This window comes from Mycobacterium yunnanensis (assembly GCF_025823185.1).
In the GTDB taxonomy this organism is placed as follows: domain Bacteria; phylum Actinomycetota; class Actinomycetes; order Mycobacteriales; family Mycobacteriaceae; genus Mycobacterium; species Mycobacterium yunnanensis.
In genome coordinates this window covers 261,309-279,780 of sequence record NZ_JACKVK010000005.1, presented here as the reverse complement: position 1 = coordinate 279,780, position 18,472 = coordinate 261,309, and the positions used below count along the sequence as shown (strand labels likewise).

Annotated in this window: 19 protein-coding genes and 1 pseudogene; 10 read left to right on the top strand and 10 right to left on the bottom strand. The window is 66.6% G+C overall.

Annotation, left to right across the window (positions count from 1 at the left end; translation table 11 throughout):
* Positions 1-130: 130 nt before the first annotated feature.
* A complete protein-coding gene (locus tag H7K45_RS08570; RefSeq protein ID WP_263995365.1) occupies positions 131-1,165 on the top strand; it encodes an AraC family transcriptional regulator in 1,035 nt (344 codons plus the stop codon).
* A gap of 1 nt (position 1,166) precedes the next feature.
* Here H7K45_RS08570 and H7K45_RS08565 read toward each other — a convergent pair whose 3' ends face one another.
* Positions 1,167-1,577, bottom strand: a complete 411-nt coding sequence (locus H7K45_RS08565; RefSeq protein WP_263995364.1) for a hypothetical protein — start codon at positions 1,575-1,577, stop codon at positions 1,167-1,169.
* Between the two features lie 201 nt (positions 1,578-1,778).
* Between H7K45_RS08565 and H7K45_RS08560 the strand changes: the two genes are divergently transcribed.
* On the top strand, positions 1,779-2,549 hold the full coding sequence (locus H7K45_RS08560) for an SDR family oxidoreductase (protein WP_263995363.1): 771 nt from the start codon (positions 1,779-1,781) through the stop codon (positions 2,547-2,549).
* Positions 2,550-2,602: 53 nt separating this feature from the next.
* Here the strand turns inward: H7K45_RS08560 and H7K45_RS08555 are convergent, their stop codons facing one another.
* The 3 genes and pseudogenes from H7K45_RS08555 to H7K45_RS08550 all read right to left on the bottom strand — a co-directional run bounded on the left by H7K45_RS08555 (position 2,603) and on the right by H7K45_RS08550 (position 4,723).
* The gene (locus H7K45_RS08555; protein WP_263995362.1) at positions 2,603-4,108 is read right to left on the bottom strand and encodes a GGDEF domain-containing protein; all 1,506 of its coding nucleotides are present in this window, start codon (positions 4,106-4,108) and stop codon (positions 2,603-2,605) included.
* Between the two features lie 78 nt (positions 4,109-4,186).
* Positions 4,187-4,270: pseudogene (locus H7K45_RS31475) on the bottom strand (SDR family oxidoreductase); the annotation flags it as partial.
* Between the two features lie 18 nt (positions 4,271-4,288).
* Complete coding sequence (locus tag H7K45_RS08550) at positions 4,289-4,723, bottom strand: MarR family winged helix-turn-helix transcriptional regulator (protein ID WP_263995361.1); 435 nt, start codon at positions 4,721-4,723, stop codon at positions 4,289-4,291.
* 89 nt (positions 4,724-4,812) lie between these two features.
* On the opposite strand from H7K45_RS08550, the gene H7K45_RS08545 reads away from it, so the two are divergent.
* Complete coding sequence (locus tag H7K45_RS08545; RefSeq protein ID WP_263995360.1) at positions 4,813-5,499, top strand: nitroreductase; 687 nt, start codon at positions 4,813-4,815, stop codon at positions 5,497-5,499.
* 122 nt (positions 5,500-5,621) lie between these two features.
* Here the strand turns inward: H7K45_RS08545 and H7K45_RS08540 are convergent, their stop codons facing one another.
* Both H7K45_RS08540 and H7K45_RS08535 read right to left on the bottom strand, forming a co-directional pair.
* On the bottom strand, positions 5,622-6,188 hold the full coding sequence (locus H7K45_RS08540) for a TetR/AcrR family transcriptional regulator (protein ID WP_263995359.1): 567 nt from the start codon (positions 6,186-6,188) through the stop codon (positions 5,622-5,624).
* Between the two features lie 14 nt (positions 6,189-6,202).
* Positions 6,203-7,699, bottom strand: a complete 1,497-nt coding sequence (locus tag H7K45_RS08535) for a hypothetical protein (RefSeq protein ID WP_263995358.1) — start codon at positions 7,697-7,699, stop codon at positions 6,203-6,205.
* A 182-nt stretch (positions 7,700-7,881) separates the two neighbouring features.
* On the opposite strand from H7K45_RS08535, the gene H7K45_RS08530 reads away from it, so the two are divergent.
* From H7K45_RS08530 to H7K45_RS08515, 4 genes are read left to right on the top strand one after another with little or no spacing between them, the layout of a single operon-like run.
* Positions 7,882-10,203: an MMPL family transporter gene (locus tag H7K45_RS08530; RefSeq protein WP_263995357.1), complete on the top strand. Its 2,322-nt coding sequence runs from the start codon at positions 7,882-7,884 to the stop codon at positions 10,201-10,203.
* A 16-nt stretch (positions 10,204-10,219) separates the two neighbouring features.
* Positions 10,220-11,278: a type III polyketide synthase gene (locus H7K45_RS08525; RefSeq protein WP_263995356.1), complete on the top strand. Its 1,059-nt coding sequence runs from the start codon at positions 10,220-10,222 to the stop codon at positions 11,276-11,278.
* Positions 11,279-11,282: 4 nt separating this feature from the next.
* Positions 11,283-11,792, top strand: coding sequence for an isoprenylcysteine carboxyl methyltransferase family protein (locus H7K45_RS08520; RefSeq protein ID WP_263995355.1), 510 nt, complete (start codon positions 11,283-11,285; stop codon positions 11,790-11,792).
* Positions 11,789-12,805, top strand: a complete 1,017-nt coding sequence (locus H7K45_RS08515) for an NAD(P)/FAD-dependent oxidoreductase (RefSeq protein WP_263995354.1) — start codon at positions 11,789-11,791, stop codon at positions 12,803-12,805. Before H7K45_RS08520 ends, H7K45_RS08515 begins: the two co-directional genes overlap by 4 nt.
* Positions 12,806-12,814: 9 nt before the next feature.
* On the opposite strand, the gene H7K45_RS08510 is transcribed toward H7K45_RS08515, so the two are convergent.
* A complete protein-coding gene (locus H7K45_RS08510; protein WP_263995353.1) occupies positions 12,815-14,014 on the bottom strand; it encodes an alpha/beta hydrolase family protein in 1,200 nt (399 codons plus the stop codon).
* Positions 14,015-14,157: 143 nt separating this feature from the next.
* The gene (locus tag H7K45_RS08505; RefSeq protein WP_263995352.1) at positions 14,158-14,802 is read right to left on the bottom strand and encodes a TetR/AcrR family transcriptional regulator; all 645 of its coding nucleotides are present in this window, start codon (positions 14,800-14,802) and stop codon (positions 14,158-14,160) included.
* Between the two features lie 177 nt (positions 14,803-14,979).
* Here H7K45_RS08505 and H7K45_RS08500 point away from each other — a divergent pair, with 177 nt between their 5' ends.
* The gene (locus tag H7K45_RS08500) at positions 14,980-16,008 is read left to right on the top strand and encodes a YihY/virulence factor BrkB family protein (RefSeq protein ID WP_263995351.1); all 1,029 of its coding nucleotides are present in this window, start codon (positions 14,980-14,982) and stop codon (positions 16,006-16,008) included.
* 38 nt (positions 16,009-16,046) lie between these two features.
* On the opposite strand, the gene H7K45_RS08495 is transcribed toward H7K45_RS08500, so the two are convergent.
* The gene (locus tag H7K45_RS08495) at positions 16,047-16,424 is read right to left on the bottom strand and encodes a MerR family transcriptional regulator (protein ID WP_263995350.1); all 378 of its coding nucleotides are present in this window, start codon (positions 16,422-16,424) and stop codon (positions 16,047-16,049) included.
* Positions 16,425-16,510: 86 nt separating this feature from the next.
* Here H7K45_RS08495 and H7K45_RS08490 point away from each other — a divergent pair, with 86 nt between their 5' ends.
* Positions 16,511-17,221, top strand: a complete 711-nt coding sequence (locus tag H7K45_RS08490; protein WP_263995349.1) for an SDR family oxidoreductase — start codon at positions 16,511-16,513, stop codon at positions 17,219-17,221.
* Here the strand turns inward: H7K45_RS08490 and H7K45_RS08485 are convergent, their stop codons facing one another.
* Positions 17,222-17,383, bottom strand: coding sequence for a type II toxin-antitoxin system Phd/YefM family antitoxin (locus H7K45_RS08485; protein ID WP_263995348.1), 162 nt, complete (start codon positions 17,381-17,383; stop codon positions 17,222-17,224).
* A 115-nt stretch (positions 17,384-17,498) separates the two neighbouring features.
* Here H7K45_RS08485 and H7K45_RS08480 point away from each other — a divergent pair, with 115 nt between their 5' ends.
* Entirely contained in the window at positions 17,499-18,431 is a 933-nt protein-coding gene (locus tag H7K45_RS08480) for an AraC family transcriptional regulator (RefSeq protein ID WP_263995347.1), read from the top strand.
* The last annotated feature ends 41 nt before the right edge of the window (positions 18,432-18,472 follow it).

The window sequence follows — 18,472 nt, the reverse complement described above, 5'->3', positions numbered from 1 at the left end:
CGCCTGCGCTCTGGCCGATTGACGCCAGGTGATGGCGGTAGGGCCGGGTTGCCGACGCGTACAGACGGCCGGCGGCGGACTAGCATTCCACGCGAGGAGCCGCTCGCACACAGCAAACTGGGAGCACCACATGACCGACGCGCCGTTCGGCCAGGCGGCAGAGATCGAGACGACCGACGTCGACGTGGCCACCGACGCCCTGCGCCACTTCTACGTCGCCGCCGACCTAGATCCCGTCGGTGACACAGCGGTGATGATGCAGATGAAGGCTCTGCAACTTCCCATGGTGACCGTCGGCAGTGTGGGCTTCGGGGTGGACATCGAGATCCGAGCCGAGGACGTCACCGCTTACTACATCGACGCACCGCTGTCCGGATCAGCGATGAATCGCTGGCGCGACGGAGAGAGTCTCCACACGACCGCCGGGGCGGTTGCCGTGTTCACACCGGGAACGCCGTGCCAGCTCGATTGGTCGGCCGACTGCGATCAGCTTTGTGTCAAGGTGGACGAGTCGCAGATGCGGAGTCAACTCGAGGCGATGCTGAATCGGACGGTTTACCAACGCATTACATTCGATCGACACTTCGATCTCGAATCTGCCGCCGCGCGGGATTGGTACTATTTGGTGCGGCTCTTGGGGCGTCAGGCATGGCAACCCGGCGGTCTTCTGAACCACCCGCTCGCGGTGGGCAATCTTCAGCTTCTGCTGATCCAGGGGCTACTGCAGATGCAGCATCACAACTTCGCCGATGCGCTGAGCGCACGTGATTCTCCGGCTGGCGCGGCAGTGACGAAGCGGGCGATCGACTTGATGAATGCTGATCCGCAAAAGCCTTGGACCACTGCGCAACTGGCGAGCGCCACCGGAGTCAGCGCCCGAGCCCTGCAGCGGGCATTCGACAGATCCGGTCATCCGTCGCCGATGGCGTATCTACGGCGACTTCGACTGGAAAGGGTGCACGCAGAATTGCTCTCTCACTCACCTGACTCGGCCACCGTCACTACGGTCGCCACCCGATGGGGGTTTCTGCATCTGGGCCGATTCGCCGGTCAGTATCGGCAACAGTACGGGCAAAGCCCATCGCACACGCTTCGCCTCGGCGGACGTCCCCATCGCCCTTCACTGGCCCCCGGTGCTGGCGCCGTTGAACCCACACCAGGTTGAGTCAGCACGCGAGTTCCGCGGCAATGGACGGTGGCACGCCTTCGTTGGTGCAATTGAATCCGCTGCCGTATAGCACCGCACGCCAACCATTCCCGTCGTAGTGGTAGAGCACGATGCTTGGGGGGTTTGCGTCGGGAACCGACCGCGTGTCGACGATGACCTTCGCCCAGTCACCGACGCACCGCACCTCCGAGATCGAGAACGGCTGCCTGGAGTTGCCACCAAATCGGCGCTGCGCAACCGCCCTCAGCGCGTCCTTCGTCGACTGCCCGCACGGAGTGGCCGTGTCAACCGTCGTGGTGGGCGTGACCGCCTGGCCAACGTTCGACGGTTCAGGCGAGATGCCTGCCCCGCAGGCCGTCATGGTCGCGACGACGGCCGCACAGGCGGCGGCGTAGTTGATCTGCTTCACGACCATTTCTCCTCGCCCCTGAGCGGACGTGACCCCGGGGCATTTCCTCTTCCCCTGAACAGACCGTTGCTACCCACACAACTCATCGGCTCGGCGGAATCGAGGTGTCGCCTCGGTTACCCTCACCGGTTCGACGATCCAGCACCAGCAGCCGCCCAACGGCAATGTCGACGCCGAGTTCCTCATTCTATGGTTGCTCGTATGGCCAGTAGCAGCGTTACGTCGCGCAAACCGTCCGGTGACACCGCTGGCAAGGTTGCACTGATCACCGGCGGCTCGCGGGGCATCGGTGCGGCGATCGCCATCCGGCTCGCCGCCGACGGTTTCGCCGTAATGGTCAACTACCGCACCGACCAGCAGTCCGCCGACGACGTCGTCGACGCCATCGCCTCCGTCGGCGGACGCGCGGTCACCGCCCAGGCCGACGTCGCCGACCCCGACCAGCTTCGAAGACTGTTCGACACAACCCTCGAGCGGTACGGACGGCTGGACGTCGTGGTCAGCAACGCCGGCATCGGACACCACGGTCCTATTGCGCAGACGAGCGACGCCGTCTTCGACGCCGTCTTCGCGACCAACGCCCGCGCCACCTTCGTAGCCATCAAGCAAGCAGCGCAACACCTCTCAGACGGCGGACGAATCATCGTCATCTCCCGGGCCAGTCTGCCCCCGCGGCAGGGCGGAGGGCTGTACGCGGCGAGCAAGGCCGCCGGTGATGCGCTCGTCCGCACGGCGGCCCAAGAACTGGGCCCACGCCAGATCACTGTCAACAGCGTGAGGCCCGGCGCCACCCGGACCGACATGTGGACCAGCCATGACCATGGCGACGACGACCACGCCGTCGCCAACCGCACCGCCCTGCGACGTCTCGGAGAACCCGAGGACATCGCCGACGTCGTCGCCTTCTTGGCCTCCCGCGCCGCTCGGTGGATCACCGGACAAGCCATCGCCGCCGACGGCGGCCTCGTGTGAGGCCCCGTCGTACGTGCGGCTCGCCACGAGGCGTTGCGCCAGGTGTGCGACGGTCACGGAAGGGGTGCGTGCACGTGGACTCGTTGGTGGGCGTCGGTCTTCGCGCGGTAGAGCGCTGCGTCGGCAGCTTCGAGCACCGCGGTCGGGTCCGCGGGTGGGGTGAACTCGGCGATGCCGACCGACACGCCCAGTGCTCGTACGGGTTCACCGGGCGGGGCGGCAGCTGCGAGTGTCCGAACGGCGGAAACCAACTCGTTTGCCAGATCGACGATCTCTCCCATGGTCGTTCGGCTGGCAATGAGCACGAATTCGTCTCCGCCCCAACGGCATAAGATGTCAGAGGGCTCGGCGGCCGCTGTCAGACAACGGGCCACCGCGGCAAGCACCTCGTCACCCGCGCGATGCCCGTCAGCGTCGTTGACTTGCTTGAAACCGTCCAGGTCGCAGTACAGCACCGCCTGCGTCACCGCGGGGTCGTGTACGTCGGGGTCAGCAGTATCAGCCGCCGCCGGCTGACATCGCGCCGCGAGCTCATTCATGCCGGCCGCACGCAGGTACAACCCCGTCAGGTCGTCGCGCTCTGCCCGCTTCCGTAGCTCGTCCATCCTCTGACGGACGGCGGTGCGATCGCCGACGAGGCACACGTAATTCGGTCCGGTCGTCGCATCGTCCACTCGGCGAGCCGTCACCTGCACCCACCGGTCCCAGGCGTGCCCTCGGGGGTGGCGCAATGCGCATTCCTCGGCCAGGATCGTCGACTCGTTCACCCCGAGCGCATCGAGAGCGGTCGTCTGCTCGATGTCGGAACCGGGCAGGATCACGAGGTCAGCGAGCGTGCGGCCCAACACTTCGTCCTCGAGCGCCTCGGCCAAGTCCAGGAAGGCGGCGTTGACGTCGGTGACGAACAGATGGGCGTCCAGTACCAGCGTCGGGGCCGGGGACGCCACGAACGCTGCCCGATACAAACTGGCCTTACCCGAGGCCAGATCGAAGGCATGCACCCGCGCGATTGCTGCAGCGGCCTGCGTACCGAACAGTTCCAGAAGCGCGCGTTGCTGGAAGTCTGGAGTCAGACCCGTTCGCGGGAGGTCCACACTGATGACGCCCAAGAGCTCACGGGGAGCACGCCACAACGGGACCAGCAGCGCGAATTCCGGCTGCCACGGCTCGACATCAAGGCCCACGGGTGACACCGCTGGCGTCGACAAACGGTCCGGCCGCGGATCGACGTGCGGAACCGAGTCATCCAGGACCGGTGACCTGCAAAACCGTAGCTCTCCCCACTGCTCACTGGCATCGAGCAACGCCAACCAGCCGTCTTGGGGGAGCGCCCCGCCCAACAAGGTCTCGAGTTCCGGCGGGCCGACCACGGTGCGAACCTCCAGGTCACCAGACCTGGTCACCACGTTGACCGCGACGGCATCGAAGCCGATGACATCCACGACCGCCGCGGCGACGTGCTGGAGAATGTCGTCCAGATCCTCGCCAACGCCGAGTTCCTGGACGATCGCCATCAAGCGCCCCAGTTGCTCCCGGTCGAGACTCACCCGGTCGGCCACGTCCATATTCTGACAGCTCGGCCGCCCCATGCGGTCGCCGATGACCCGCCGCCTTCACATGGTGTGGGGTGGTCATGGCTACCGTGTGGTGCATCCGCCGTTGGCGAAGATGGTCTGTCCGGTGATCCAATGTCCCTGGCAGGCAAGCAAGAGTGCGAGCGGCGTGTCCATTGGCCAGGCTCACGCGCGACCCACGTCGTCGAGTGCCTCGCGCAGCTCGCGGGCCTTGTCGTCGGATATCTGGCACGCGGTCTTGATCTGGTCGGGAACCGCCCACACCCCGTCCCGCAGCGCCTCACCCGCCGGTGTCAGGTCGACCAGGACACGGCGCTCGTCAGAGGGATCACGTCGGCGCGTGATGAGCCCGGACAGTTCGAGTCGCTTCACCAGCGGTGTGATCGTGCCGGTATCCATGCCCAATTTGGCACCCAACTCGCCGACGGGGCGAGGCGCTTCGCCGAGCAATTCGAGCATCACCAGATACTGAGGAAAGGTCAACCCCAGCGGCGCGAGGAACGGCTTGTGCATCCGCACCAACCGATTCGCTGCCCCGTAGAGCGCGAATGACAGCTGCTTGTTGACGTCGTGGCGGCTCGTGGCGCGACGGGCGGTCATCCGAATCCTCTCGCGCTAGTATCTAGTGCACTAGACAAAATGAACTTCGATGTGAGGCTCTCCGGCACATCATCGAGTCGTGATCGGAGATGCGCAAGGTGCCCCAGGTCAAACCCTTCCACGACGTCGTCCGTGAGCGTCGGTCGGTGCGCAGCTTCCTCGCCACCCCAGTGCCCGACGCGCTGATCCGGTCAGTCGCCGAAGAGGCGCGTCAGACGCCGTCCAACTCCAACATTCAGCCGTGGCACGTTCACATCGTCTCGGGGGCGACACGCAACGCCGTGAGCAGGGCCATGCTGTCCGCTGAGGCCGATGACACGCACACTCCCGACTTCCCTTGGGGCTATGACGAACTCAGCGGAAAGTACAGCGATCGGCAGATGGCCCAGGCTGCAACCTATTACCAGATGCTGGGGGTGTCTCGAGACGCGCGCGAGGACCGTCGGATCGCCGTGCTGCGCAACCTGGAGTTCTTCGGTGCGCCCCACGCATGCCTGCTGTTCATGCCCAACTTGTATGGCGGCGTACGGGTGGCCGCCGACGTTGGCATGTACGCGCAAACGTTCCTGCTGTCACTCACCGCGCACGGTCTCAGTGGCGTGCCCCAAACGATGCTGGGCCTCTACGCCGATCCCATTCGAGAGGTTCTGGACGTGCCCTCCGAGCTCAAGCTGCTCTTCGGCATCTCGTTCGGCTACGCCGACCCGGACTCGCCCGCGCACCGACACCGCGTCGACAGGGCACCCCTCGCCGAAACGGTCACGTTTCACCGTTGAGGCAGCTCGCATCGTGGACTGTGACCGTGCAGACTGCGGCGACGTGGCCGTCCGTCTTGGGCCGATCCCACGTACCTTCACCCGACCTGGCAGGTGGCGCTTGAGCGTTTCGCCGAGCGCCGCTAGCCCGTGGGCGCCGGCCCGACTAGGAGCTGACGCACGACGGGAGCGGCCCACCTAATCAGTTCGTCCTGGCTCAAATCGGCCACGAACGGGTTGGTCAGGACGTAGCGGGTAGTCGCCAGGCCGATGATGAAGGATCCCATCAGGCCGGCCCGCTGACCGGGGTTGTCGGGGGTGACGGCAAACAGGACCGGTGCCACCTGAGTGGCGAAGACCTTACGCATCGTGTCTGCGGCGCTGGCCGACGTCATCGCCGCGCGTAGCAGCGCGACGAAGGTCGGGTCGTCCTCCCACACGGCGAAGAACTTGGGCAGCAACACCTCGGCGACGCGGTCGGGGTCGACGCCGGTGAGGTCGGGCAGGTCGAGGGTGAAGTCCACCGCGGCGGCGAAGAGGTCTTGCTTGCTGCCGAAGTATCTGATGACGAGGGCGGGGTCGACGCCAACGTGGGCGGCCACTGCTCGAAGCGTCGTGCGCTCGTACCCGTCAGCGCCAAAGCACGCACGTGCTGCGGCGAGGATGTCAGTGCGCGTTTCCTGGGCATTGCGGGAGCGGGTGGCGACCATCCGCCGAGGATATGTCATCGGCCGTTGACAGAGTGTCGAGGCGCGCCTGGCTCGCCCGCTGGCTGACCGTCTGACTCGTTGGTACCCCGTGCTTCGGCCTTGCCCGTCGTGCCGTTGATGCCCGGCGTGGTGGTAGCCGACGCGCCGGATCGAGTTGCCGCGTCGCCGGGGTGCGAATCCCCCGGCGCTGGAACCGCTTTGGCGCCGGGCCTGGTGACCCCATCCGTCGCGGTCTTTCCATGGCGCACACCGGCGGTGCTTGACGACGGCTCGCCGTCGGCACCAGACCGGTCCTCTGACCCGACCGACCCGTCCTCCGGTGCGGCGGCGCCCGCGGCCTTGGTGACGTCGGTGTCGACCGCGGCCTGGGGCGCGTCGTCGATCGAGGGGGTGACGGTGTCGGTCGACGATCGGGGGACTCCCCGCGTCGCCGAAGGGATCGGCTCAACACTGATGTCGTCTCCCCGCACCGGTGCGAGGTGTACCGCGCCGTTGAGTACGAGCGACGCCGATGGGAGTGCCGACGGGACGGCCTCGCCCTTACCTGCGCCGACGCTCATCGTCGGCCGTGACTGCGGGGCAGTGCTCGACGGGAGTTCCGAGGGCGTCACCGGGGCGGGGAGTAGCGAGAGCACCGCGTTCAGCATGCCGACGATGGCTACCCGCACCTGATTCGCCAGACCGGTCGGCGCAGCGGGGCTAGAGCCGATTGGCGCCGGGAGCCAGGTGAACGGGTCGACGGCGTCGTCGAGGAGTTGCCCGATCAGGCCGACATTGGCGTCCGGGGACAACAGACCGTAGACCAGGTTGCTCATCAGGCCCGGAATCTGTTGGGGGGCAACGATTGCCGACTCGACGCTGGCCGCGACGTTGGCGGGAAGGTTGCCCACGTAATTGACCGCACTCCAGGCCATGTACAGCGGTGCGCGAGCGGCGAGCTGTCCGGCGACCACGGTACCGCCGAGCCCCGAGTCGTTCATCGCGCTGCGGACGGCGTCGTACCCAGGCATCAGGTCGGGGAGTCGGCCCAAGACGCTGTCGAACGCGGCGGCGAATGCCAGCCGCGCCTCGTTGACGAGGCCCGGATCGGTGGAGCTCGGACCCAGCGGATACGGCAGCAGGCTCGCCACGAGGGCGGCGGTCTGTTCGGTTTCCCAGGGGTAGGAAGTGACCGGTGGTCCGACGGACGGGTTGACGAAGCGCTGCACCAGATAGCTGAGCACGTTGGGGGTCAACTCGGGATGCTGCTGCGCCGCCATCACGGCGAGCGTGGCCTCGAAGGGCACCGAGATCGTCGCGTCGACGTGGATGCCGACGAGGCTGGTCAGCACCTGAACGCTCTTGCCCAGGGACACGAACGCGTCGGTGATCGCCGCGGCGTCGGCGACGTCGACGGTGACCGCCGGAAGCCTTTGCGGCTCCGGAAACGCAACGGTGGCCGCAGCCGACATCACCCCGGCCGCCAGCAGGGCGGCTGCCAGCCTGGTGGGCGAACCTGCGTGAACAATCATTGGAACCCCCGATCAGGTGCGTGGCGCTCGCCACGATCGGAGTATGTCAACGCGCGATGACATATGTCAACGATTGGGGACTTGGCGTCGTGAGGTTGGCGCCATGGCGCGGAGGCCCTAAGTCACCATCTGTTGACATGCCGGGTCGGGCCGCTTACCGTCTGAAGTCATCATCTGTTGACATGCTGCCCCTCGAGGAGTCGACCGTGACGCCACCAAGGCCGGGACGTTCGTTCCTACGCGACATCGCCCGCATGGCCATCGCCGTTCCCCGGCGCGTGGTCGCGATCGCGGCCCTGGTGACGGTTGCCGCGGCCGTCTTCGGCATCCCGGTCGCCAAGACGTTGTGCGCGTGCGGGTTCGAAGACCCGTCGTCGGAATCGGCGAGGGCGACGGCAATCCTGACCGACACGTTCGGCCACGGCGACGCGCAGATGATCTTCGTCGTCTCCGATCCCGACGGGTACGGCAGCGCCGCGGCCCGCGCGACCGGACTCGACATCGTCGACCGACTCCAGCGATCACCGGACGTCAGCACGGTGACGTCGGCATGGACGGCTCCTGCGGGGTCGAATGCCGGTCTGGTCAGCGACGATCAGCGGTCCGGTCTGATCGTCGCCGGGGTGTCCGGTGAGGGCAGCGCCGCGCAAGCGACCGCGAAGGCGCTGTCGAAGCTGCTCGCCGGGGACCGCAACGGTGTGACCGTGCGTTCCGGCGGTGCGGCGATGCGCGATGTACAGATCACCGAACAGTCGCAGCACGACCTGATGGTCATGGAGTCGCTGGCGATACCACTGAGCTTCGTCGTCCTGGTGTGGGTGTTCGGCGGGGTGCTGGCGGCCGCGGTCCCGGTCGCCGTCGGCGCCATGGCCGTGCTCGGCGCGCTGGCGGTGCTCCGCGGCGTGACCGTCTTCACCGACGTGTCGATCTTCGCGCTGAACCTCACCGCCGCATTGGGTTTGGCGCTTGCCATCGACTACACGCTGCTCATCGTCAGCCGCTACCGTGACGAGCTCGCCGAGGGATCGTCCCGCGACGAGGCGCTCGTGCACACCATGGTGACGGCTGGCCGCACGGTGCTGTTCTCCGCGACCATCGTCGCGCTGTCGATGGCCATGATGGCCTTGTTTCCGATGCACTTCCTCAAGTCGTTCGCCTACGCGGGAGTCGCGACCGTCGCCTTCGCCGCGGTAGCCGCACTGGTCGTCACCCCCGCGTTGATCGTCGTGCTCGGAGACCGCTTGAACGCCTGGAGGATTCGCGCACCGTTCCGGCGTTCCGCTGCCGCGCACCGCCCCGTGGCTCGACCGTTGCCGTATCGATGGACCAAGGCCGTCATGCGCCACGCCGTGCCGGTCGCTTTCGCCGTCGTCGCCGTGCTGCTGCTGCTTGGCGCCCCGTTCCTCGGCGTCAAGTGGGGGTTCCCCGACGACAGGGTGCTGCCGTCGTCGGCCTCGGCCCACCAGGTCGGCGACCAACTGCGCAACGAGTTCGCCGACGACTCGGCCACCGCGATCACCGTCGTCGTCCCCGAGGCGCGGGATCTGAGCGCCGCGGACTTCGCCCGGTACGCCGCCGACCTCGCCCTCGTGCCGGACGTCACCGGCGTCACCCCGCCCACCCGGGTCGACGGGCGCGCCTTCCTCACCGTCTACGGCGAGGCCCCGCTGTTCTCCGACCGGTCCCAAGCCCAACTCGACCGATTGCATGCGGTGCCGGGACCGGGCGGTGAAGGGGTGCTGTTCACCGGCACCGCCCAGGTCAACGCCGACAGCGTGCACGCCATCACGTCGCGACTGCCGCTGGTGCTGGGACTGATCGCCGCGATCATGTTCGTGGTGCTGTTCCTGCTCACCGGTAGTGTCGCGATACCGCTGAAGGCGTTGGCGCTCAACGTGTTGTCGTTGACGGCCGCATTCGGCGCGATGGTGTGGATCTTTCAGGACGGTCACCTCGGCGGTCTCGGCACCACGACCACCGGCACCCTCGTCGCCAACATCCCGGTGCTGCTGCTCTGCATCGCCTTTGGGCTCTCGATGGATTACGAGGTGTTCCTCGTCTCGCGCATTCGGGAGTTCTGGCTGGCGTCCGGCGGCGGTTCGGCCGCGGCGCCCGCGCGGGTCAGGAGCGACGAGAGCGTGGCACTGGGCATCTCTCGCACCGCTCGGGTCGTGACCGCGGCGGCCGTGGTCATGTCCATTTCGTTCGCCGCGCTGATCGCCGCCGAGGTGTCGTTCATGCGAATGTTCGGGCTCGGACTCACCCTCGCCGTCCTCGTCGATGCGACGCTGGTGCGGATGGTGCTGATGCCGGCGTTCATGCGCGTGATGGGGGAGTGGAACTGGTGGGCACCGCATTGGCTGACTCGACTGCACGACCGGTTCGGTCTCGACGACGGTGCTGGCGCAGTGGCGTCCCACCAGGAAGAACACCTCGGAGCGGTCACCGTCGCCAGCTCCGGTCACCGAACCCGTGAACCATTCGGTTCCGGGTGTCGTATCTAGGAAGAAGGAGGGCGCCATGAGTGTGATCGCCGCCGTACGGGGAGAACTCCCACCCAACCGCTACACCCAGGCCGAGGTGACCGAAGCACTGCTGTCCATACCCGGATACGCGCAGTACGCCGAGCCGATCAGGAAACTGCACCGCAGTGCCAAGGTGGACGGCAGACACATGGTGCTGCCGCTCGAGGAGTACGCGTCGCTGGACGACTTCGGCACGGCCAACGACGTGTTCATCGAGCACGCCGTCGAGCTGGGGTGTGCCGCGGTTCTGGGCGCACTGGAGGACGCCGGCCTGCAGCCGTCGGACGTCGACGTGGTCTTCTCGACGACCGTCACCGGTCTGGCGGTGCCGACCCTCGAGGCGCGAATCGCTGCGCGGATCGGGCTGCGGCCCGACGTCCGACGGGTGCCGATGTTCGGACTGGGTTGCGTCGCGGGGGCCGCAGGGGTTGCCCGCCTGCACGACTACCTTCGTGGGGCACCGGACGACGTCGCCGTCTTGGTCGCCGTCGAGCTCTGCTCGCTGGTGCCCAAACGCGATCCGTCGATGGCGACGGTCGTGGGCAGCAGCTTGTTCGGCGACGGTGCCGCCGCCGTGGTCGCCGTGGGTGACCGCCGCGCCGACGGCATGGCGCCGTCGGGCCCAGAGGTGCTCGACTCGCGCAGCCACCTGTACCCCGATTCGCAGCGCACCATGGGGTGGGACGTGGACTCCAGCGGATTTCGCCTGGTGCTCTCGCCCGACGTGCCACAGGTCGTCGAACGCTACCTCGGTGACGACGTCACCAACTTCCTTGCCGCACATGGCATGACGATCGACGACATCGGCACGTGGGTGAGTCATCCGGGCGGCCCCAAGGTGATCGAGGCCATCACCGCCACCCTGGGCCTGCCCGACGACGCGCTGGAGCTGACGTGGCGTTCGCTGGCGGAGGTGGGCAACCTCTCCTCGGCCTCTGCACTGCACGTGCTGCGCGACACCATCGCCAAGCGGCCCGAGCCGGGCAGCCCCGGTCTGATGATGGCCATGGGTCCGGGCTTCTGCTCGGAACTCGTTCTGCTGCGGTGGCGGTGACGCGATGAGCTGGTACGTCCTGCTGATCGTCGCCGTCGCCGTCGAGCGGCTCGCTGAACTCGTCGTCTCCAAGCGCAATTTGGCGTGGAGTCAGGCCAGGGGTGGCACCGAGTTCGGCGCCGAGCACTACCCCGTGATGGTCGTGCTGCACGTCGGTCTGCTGGTGGGCTGCCTGGTCGAACCGCTGGTTCTGCACCGGCCGTTCGTTCCCGCGCTGGGGTGGCCGATGCTGGCGATCGTGGTGGCGGCCCAGGTGTTGCGGTGGTGGTGCATCACCACGCTGGGTCCACAGTGGAACACCAAGGTCGTCGTCGTCCCGGGGGCCGACCGCGTCACCGGAGGCCCGTATCGCCTGATCCCACACCCGAATTACGTGGCCGTCGTGGTGGAGGGCGTTGCGCTCCCGCTGGTGCACGGTGCCTGGATCACCGCGGTCGTCTTCACCGTGCTCAACGCGGTACTCCTGCGGACGAGGATCAAGGTGGAGAACACCGCACTTGCGAGCCTGTCGTGATCGACCTACTGGTCGGCGGCGGCGGCCCCGCCGGACTGGCCACCGCGCTGTACGGCGCCCAGGCCGGGCTCGACGTCATCGTGGTGGAACGCCGCCGAGGCAATCTCGACAAGGCCTGCGGTGAGGGCCTGATGCCGCACACGCTGGCGCATCTGGCGGATCTCGGCGTTGATCCGAAGGGGCGAGAGCTCCGCGGGATCAGCTACCTCGGCGGTGGGCGTCGGGTCGACGCGACGTTCCGAGCGGGGCACGGGCGCGGCGTCCGCCGGACCGTGCTGCATGCGGCGCTGCGGGACGCCGCCACGGACGCCGGCGTGCGGTTCGTCCACGAGGACGTAGGGCCCGTGACGCAGGACGCGTCGTCGGTCCGCGTCGGGCAGCTCGAGGCCAGGTATCTCGCGGCGGCCGACGGCCTGCACTCACCGATTCGTCGGTCCATTGGCCTCGACCGCGCGAGCCCGGGTCCGCGGCGATGGGGGATCCGGCGCCACGTCGAGGTCGCACCGTGGACGGATTCCGTCGAGGTGCACTGGGCCCCCGGGGCGGAGGCCTACGTGACACCGGTGGCCGACGACTGCGTCGGGATCGCGGTCCTCAGCTCCACCCGCGGTGGGTTCGACGGCCACCTCGACGAGTTCCCCACGTTGCGGGAGCGGCTGCACGGGCATGCCCACGGGTCTGATCGGGCCGCCGGTCCGCTTCGGCAGACCGCTCACAGCCGGACCGCGGGGCGGGTGATGCTGGTCGGCGACGCGGCCGGCTACGTCGACGCGCTGACCGGTGAGGGACTGGGGTTGGCCTTCGGCGCCGCACGGCAATTGGTGAGCTGCGTGGTCGCCGACCGGCCCGCTGACTACGACCGACGGTGGCGGCGCGTGACGTGGCGTTACCGGATGCTGACGGCCGGACTAGTCCGTGCCAGCGGCCTGCCACCGGTCAGGGCGCGCATCGTCCCCGCGGCGACGGCCCTGCCACGGGTGTTCGCGATGGCGGTCAACCAGCTCGCGTATTGACCGGCGCGGTCAGGCCTTCAACGTGTCGTCGAGCCAGTTGAAGACGACTTCGTCCTTGTAGGCCAAGGCGCCTGACTGGCAATGGTTTTCGGCGCCATCTTCTTCGTGGAACGCCGCGAATGTCTTGGGTGCCGTCAAGGCCTGGTAGACGCGCTCTGGCTGTCCGCGGAAGAACTGGTCACCGTCGGCCTCCATCACCAACGTGGGGATGGTGATTCGCTCGACGACGTCGCGGTCGAGGACCATCTTCTTGCTCTCGATCGTGAGGTCGAAATAGGACGCGACGCCGAAGCTGTACAGGCCTTGGGTGAAGGCCCACCGAACCTGGGTGTTCGTGTCCATCTCCGCGGCGATCAGTCGGTCGTAGGCCACGGCGTCACCGTCGTCGAGTGCCTCCTTCGCCTCGGGGGACAGCATGCCCACGATGGCGTCGTAGAAGCTCCAGACCCCGTCGTAGAGGACGACGGCCTTGAACCGGGGCTCGAAGGCTGCTGCCCGGGCCGCGAGATACCCACCGAGGCTCATGCCCTTCAGTGCCAAGCGATCTCCGTCGACGTCGGGGCGGGACAAGGCGTAGTCGACGGCAGGGGTGACGACCTTCTCCCAGTCGTGCCGGAACACCAGGTGCTGCTCTCGAAGTGGCATGCCTTGGCCCGGGCCGTCGAAGGTCAGGCAGTTGTAGCCGCGACGGACGGCGGCCGCGGCGGCGAAGTAGTAGAGCTCTTCCAGGCTCGAGTCGTAGCCGCCGTGGAAGATGAGGGTGGGGCGCGGCTCGTTGGACTCGTCGGGCTTGTAGAAGTAGCCGGGCAATGTCGTTCCCTCGTAAGGAATGTCGACCGGTTCCCAGGTTGGCCCCATTAGCTCTGCGGCCTTGGCGTAGGCCTCCTGGGAGGCCTTGGCGTCGCCCATGATGCGCGGATCGTCGGGGTTGCCGTGCAGGTAGAACTCAGCCATCCGAAAATACGTCGACGCGCGCAACAAGGCTTCGCGAGCGCTGACCAGGCGGCCGGCGGACAGGTACTCCTTCGCTCGCCCGAGCACCCGCTCACCGCGGCTGTGCCAGCCGTCATACCAGCTGTCGAGGTCGCCTTCGGTGATGCCGTCCGCAGTGGCGAACAGCTCGCCGATGTCGGCGCCGCCGTAGTAGACGAAACCCAGATTGCGAACGAGTTCGAATGCAAACGAATCGTCTTCGAAGCCGACCTTCATGACACTTCTCCTTCACGTCAACCTTTGGAGAAAGCTTCGACGCTTCCCAAACTGCACTATACAGTGCAGTGCAATATGCGGCCACGGCGTTTAGCCCGCGCAAACGAGTGGTCGTCAGCGAGAAGGGTCAGTGAGAACGTCGATCAAGGGTGGACGCGGTAGCGGGCGAGGAACAATGCCACCGCCTCCCGTACCACGTAATCACGTCGCTGCTCGTCGAGGTCGGTGGTCGACGGGGCTACGAGTCGAGCCAGCAACACCTCTCCGACGATGGCGTAGATGAATTGCGTGCTCGCGAGATCGGGGTCCGCGATCTCGAAATCAGGTGTGAGGCTGAGCTGACGCACGTACTCCCTCACCGCATGTCGAGCCGGCTCCCTGCCGTTGTCGACGAAACTGTCACCCAATTCCGGAGTCCTCGAACTCTCCCAAATGATCAAGCGCATGAACGCCACCGCCTCCGGCGGCGCCCAGAATGCCGCGATGGTTAGGCCAATCGTGTGCAGCACCTCCTCCGGCGGACTGACCGAGGCACTGGCTGCAATGATGGAGTCCAGCGGCATCTTCTCCCACATGTGGGCCATCGTGGCGTCGAAAAGAGCCTTCTTGGAACCGAATTGGTTGTACAACGTCCGCCGTGCCATCCCCGACTCCAGCGCAATCTGGTCCATGCTTGCTTCCTGGTAACCATGAGCGAGAAACACCTGAGCGGCGGTTCGCAAGATGGTCTCCCGAGTCGATCCCGCGTCGGGAGGAGGAGATGACGCGCCGACGGTAGCTCGAGCCATGCCGACACGATACGTCGCCCGGTCGGTCTGGTCCGGGGGCATCGGCGACCCGAGCACGGTCACGTGTAGCCCCGGCCCCTTGGGACCAGGGGCTCACCCACGGCCCGCGTCGATTCGACGCACCGACACCTGGGTATGCACTCCGTCCACCGGATTGGGTCAAGGGAGCGCGTCGCCATGGGGATCACTGCACGGCTCGACCGACTCCAACGCCGGCACCGTGGTGTCGGATTCTCCCTCGCGGTCGTCTACAAGTATCTCGACGACCAGGGGGGTTACTTGGCGGCGTTGATTACCTACTACGCCTTCGTGTCGCTGTTCCCCTTGTTGTTGCTGCTGTCGACGGTGCTGAGCTGGGTGCTAGTCGGCCACCCCGCGGTGCAGCAACAAGTCATGACTTCGGCGTTGAGCCAATTTCCCGTCATCGGAAGCCAATTGGGGGAGCCCAAGCATCTCGGCGGGGGAGTCACCGGTGTGGTCGTCGGCGTGGCGGGCGCACTCTACGGGGGTCTCGGCGTCGGCCAAGCCCTCCAGAACGCGATGAACACGGTGTGGGCGGTGCCGAGGGATCAGCGCCCGGACCCCTTCACGGCGCGGGCGCGCAGTCTGCTGTTGCTCGTCACCGTCGGCGGGGCGCTCGCAGCGACGACGGTGCTCGCCGGAATCACTGCCGGGTCCGGGGCCTTTGGGGCTGTCACCAAGGCCTGTGTCATGGCAGTCTCGGTCGCGGTCAACGCAGGCGCGTTCATCATGGCGTTTCGAATCAGCACCGACCGCGACCTCGCGGTCGGCCAGGTCGCGCCGGGCGCCGTCACCGCGGCGGTGGGATGGCAACTGGTGCAGTCGTTTGGCGCCACCTACGTTGGTCACGTAGTCAAATCCGCCAGCGCCACCAACGGGGTGTTCGCACTGGTGCTGGGCATGCTGGCCTTCCTGTACGCGACAGCCACGATGGTGGTGCTGTGCGCGGAGATCAACGTGGTGCGGGTGGATCGGTTGCATCCTCGGGCGTTGCTGACCCCATTCGTCGACGACGTGAACCTCACCGCCGCCGACCGCCAGATCTACACCGATCAGGCCACCGCCCAACGCAGCAAGCCCTTCCAGCATGTCGAGGTCACCTTCGACGCGCCGACCCGTGACAGTGACCGCGGCGGGCACCCCGACCCCGAAACCGGTGACGCCCTCGATGCTTCCGCGCGGTGACGCACGTCCCGCCCCGCCGATTGTGCTGCAGCCCAAGTCTATTCGGACGGTGCGCCGTCACCGGCGGCGTCCGGGATGGCGGCTCGCGTCGTGACGATGAGATCATCGAGACGGTCGCGGGTGGCAGCCAGCCGGCATACCTCGGTGTCGATTCGCGCGCGTTCGTGAGCCAGGCGCTCCACCATGGCCGGCGTCGCCGTCCCCGAATGGATGCAGGGCATCAACTGCACCATCGCATCACTGCTCACACCGGCGGCGAAGAGTTCCTTGATGAGCGTGACCCGCTCCACCGCGTCCTGATCGTAGAACCGCTGACCGCCGGCTGTGCGACCGGACGACAGCAGTTCTCGTTGTTCGTAATAGCGCAGTGACCTCACGCTGGCGCCGGTGATCCGGGCGAGCTCACCAATCTTCACGTCGACTCGGCCGTCAGATGGTCGTGTGCCACGTCACGGCTTTAGCGCTTGAACCTGACATCAGTGTCAGATCTTAGGCTCGGCGAATGGAACTTCACAACGCCACTGGCCTGGTCACCGGCGCCAACCGCGGAATCGGGGCGGAGTTCGTCCGACAGTTGCTCGCGAGAGGCGCCGCCAGGGTGTATGCCGCCACAAGACGTCCGGGGACCATCTCGGGGGACGACGCCCGAATCGTTCCAGTGCCGTTGGACATCACCGACGACGCGATGGTGGCTGAGGTGGCCCGAGTCGCGGCGGACGTGGACGTGCTGATCAACAACGCCGGAACGGTGACGTTTCAGAACCTCGTGACCGGAGACCTTGGCGCCATCCGACTCGAGATGGCCACCCATTTCTGGGGCACGCTGTCGATGACCCGTGCCTTCGCCCCGATCTTGGCGCGCAACGGTGGCGGCGCCCTGCTCAACGTGATGTCGGTTGGGTCCTTCCAGGTGTTCCCCGGCAACGGCGCCTACGCCGCGGCCAAGGCCGCCGAATGGCAACTGACCAACAGCACTCGGCTCGAGCTGGCAGCGCAGGGCACCCACGTCCTCGGTCTGCACCTGTCGGCCACCGACACCGACATGCTCGCGGGGATCGACATGGCGAAGAACGATCCCGCCGACGTGGTCCGCGACGCGCTGGACGGGTTGGAGTCTGGGGCCGACGAAGTATTGGCTGACGCCGACACCAGGGCGGTGAAGGCACTGCTCAGCCAACCGCCCGCGACGATGTACGCGGGCGTGAGCATGTGACTACCCAGACCGGTTGGTCAGCCGGTCGTACTCGGCGACACTGACCAGGACGGCGACCTGCTCACCGTCGTCTGTGATGAACGCCGGCTCGCCGGTGGCTACGACCTCGGCAACCGCCGACCTCAGCGTCCATCGCAAATCTCGAAGGTCGTGAGTGTTCATAGCGCACATCGCCACTTGGCGGGGAGCTGCGGTAGCGCCAAGCGTCGGCCGGGGTCAGCTAGCTGAGTTATCGTCGTCTCCAGCGATGGTCCATGCGGAACTGGAGGTAGGCGGGATGCTGAGTAACCCCGCCGAGTACGACCTCGCCGAGGAACTGTCGAGTCGCTCGCTCGGCGACGGCGCCAACGTGGGCCTGTGGCCCGGCATGACGATCTACCGGTACGTCGAGCCGACGGTACCGAAATGGGATGAAATACAGTCACTTTCGGTATGCATCGTCGCGCAGGGCCGCAAGGCCGTCACCGCCGACGGCCATCACTACGTGTACGACCGGTACCAGTATCTGGTGCTCAGGAGCAACCTGCATTTTCGGTCGCAGATCCTGGACGCAACGCCGGACGAACCGTTCCTCGCCTTCGTGCTGCAGATCGACCCGGCGGTGGTCCGCAAGGTCTCGGCGGAGATCGTCGGCCGGCGAGGGTCATCGGACCAAGCACCAGCTCCGACCGAGGGTCAGGACCAGGGCGTCGTGTCCGAACTCGACGACGAGCTCATGAGCGCCGTTCTACGCTTCCTGAGGTCACTCGATGCAGATTCTGACCGACGGGTACTGACACCGTTGTACCTCCAGGAACTCGTCTACCGGATCCTGCAGCGTGACCGGTTCTCCAAACTGCTGTTGATCGCAGGCCAGCAGGACGACGGGAACTCCGTTGCGGCGGCGCTGAATTACGTCAACGTCCACCTGTCCGAACCACTGACGGTCGACATCCTCGCCGGGCAGGTGAACCTCAGTCCGTCAGCGTTCTCCCGTCGGTTTCGCGAAGTGACTGGCCGATCGCCCTATCAGTTCGTCAAGGAGACCCGACTGGAACGCGCGCGCGAACTGCTACTCGAACGTCGGCTGGGGGTTGGGGACATTTCCGTTGCAGTGGGGTACGCGAGCCAGTCGCACTTCACGAAGGAATTTCGTGCGCGTTTCGGCACGACCCCGGGCGAGTACGCCGACGCAGATGGACTGAGCTGCGATCTGCGCGCCGCTCGGTGACGGAGTCGAAATGGGCACTAGTCGAGCAGAAATGAGCTACC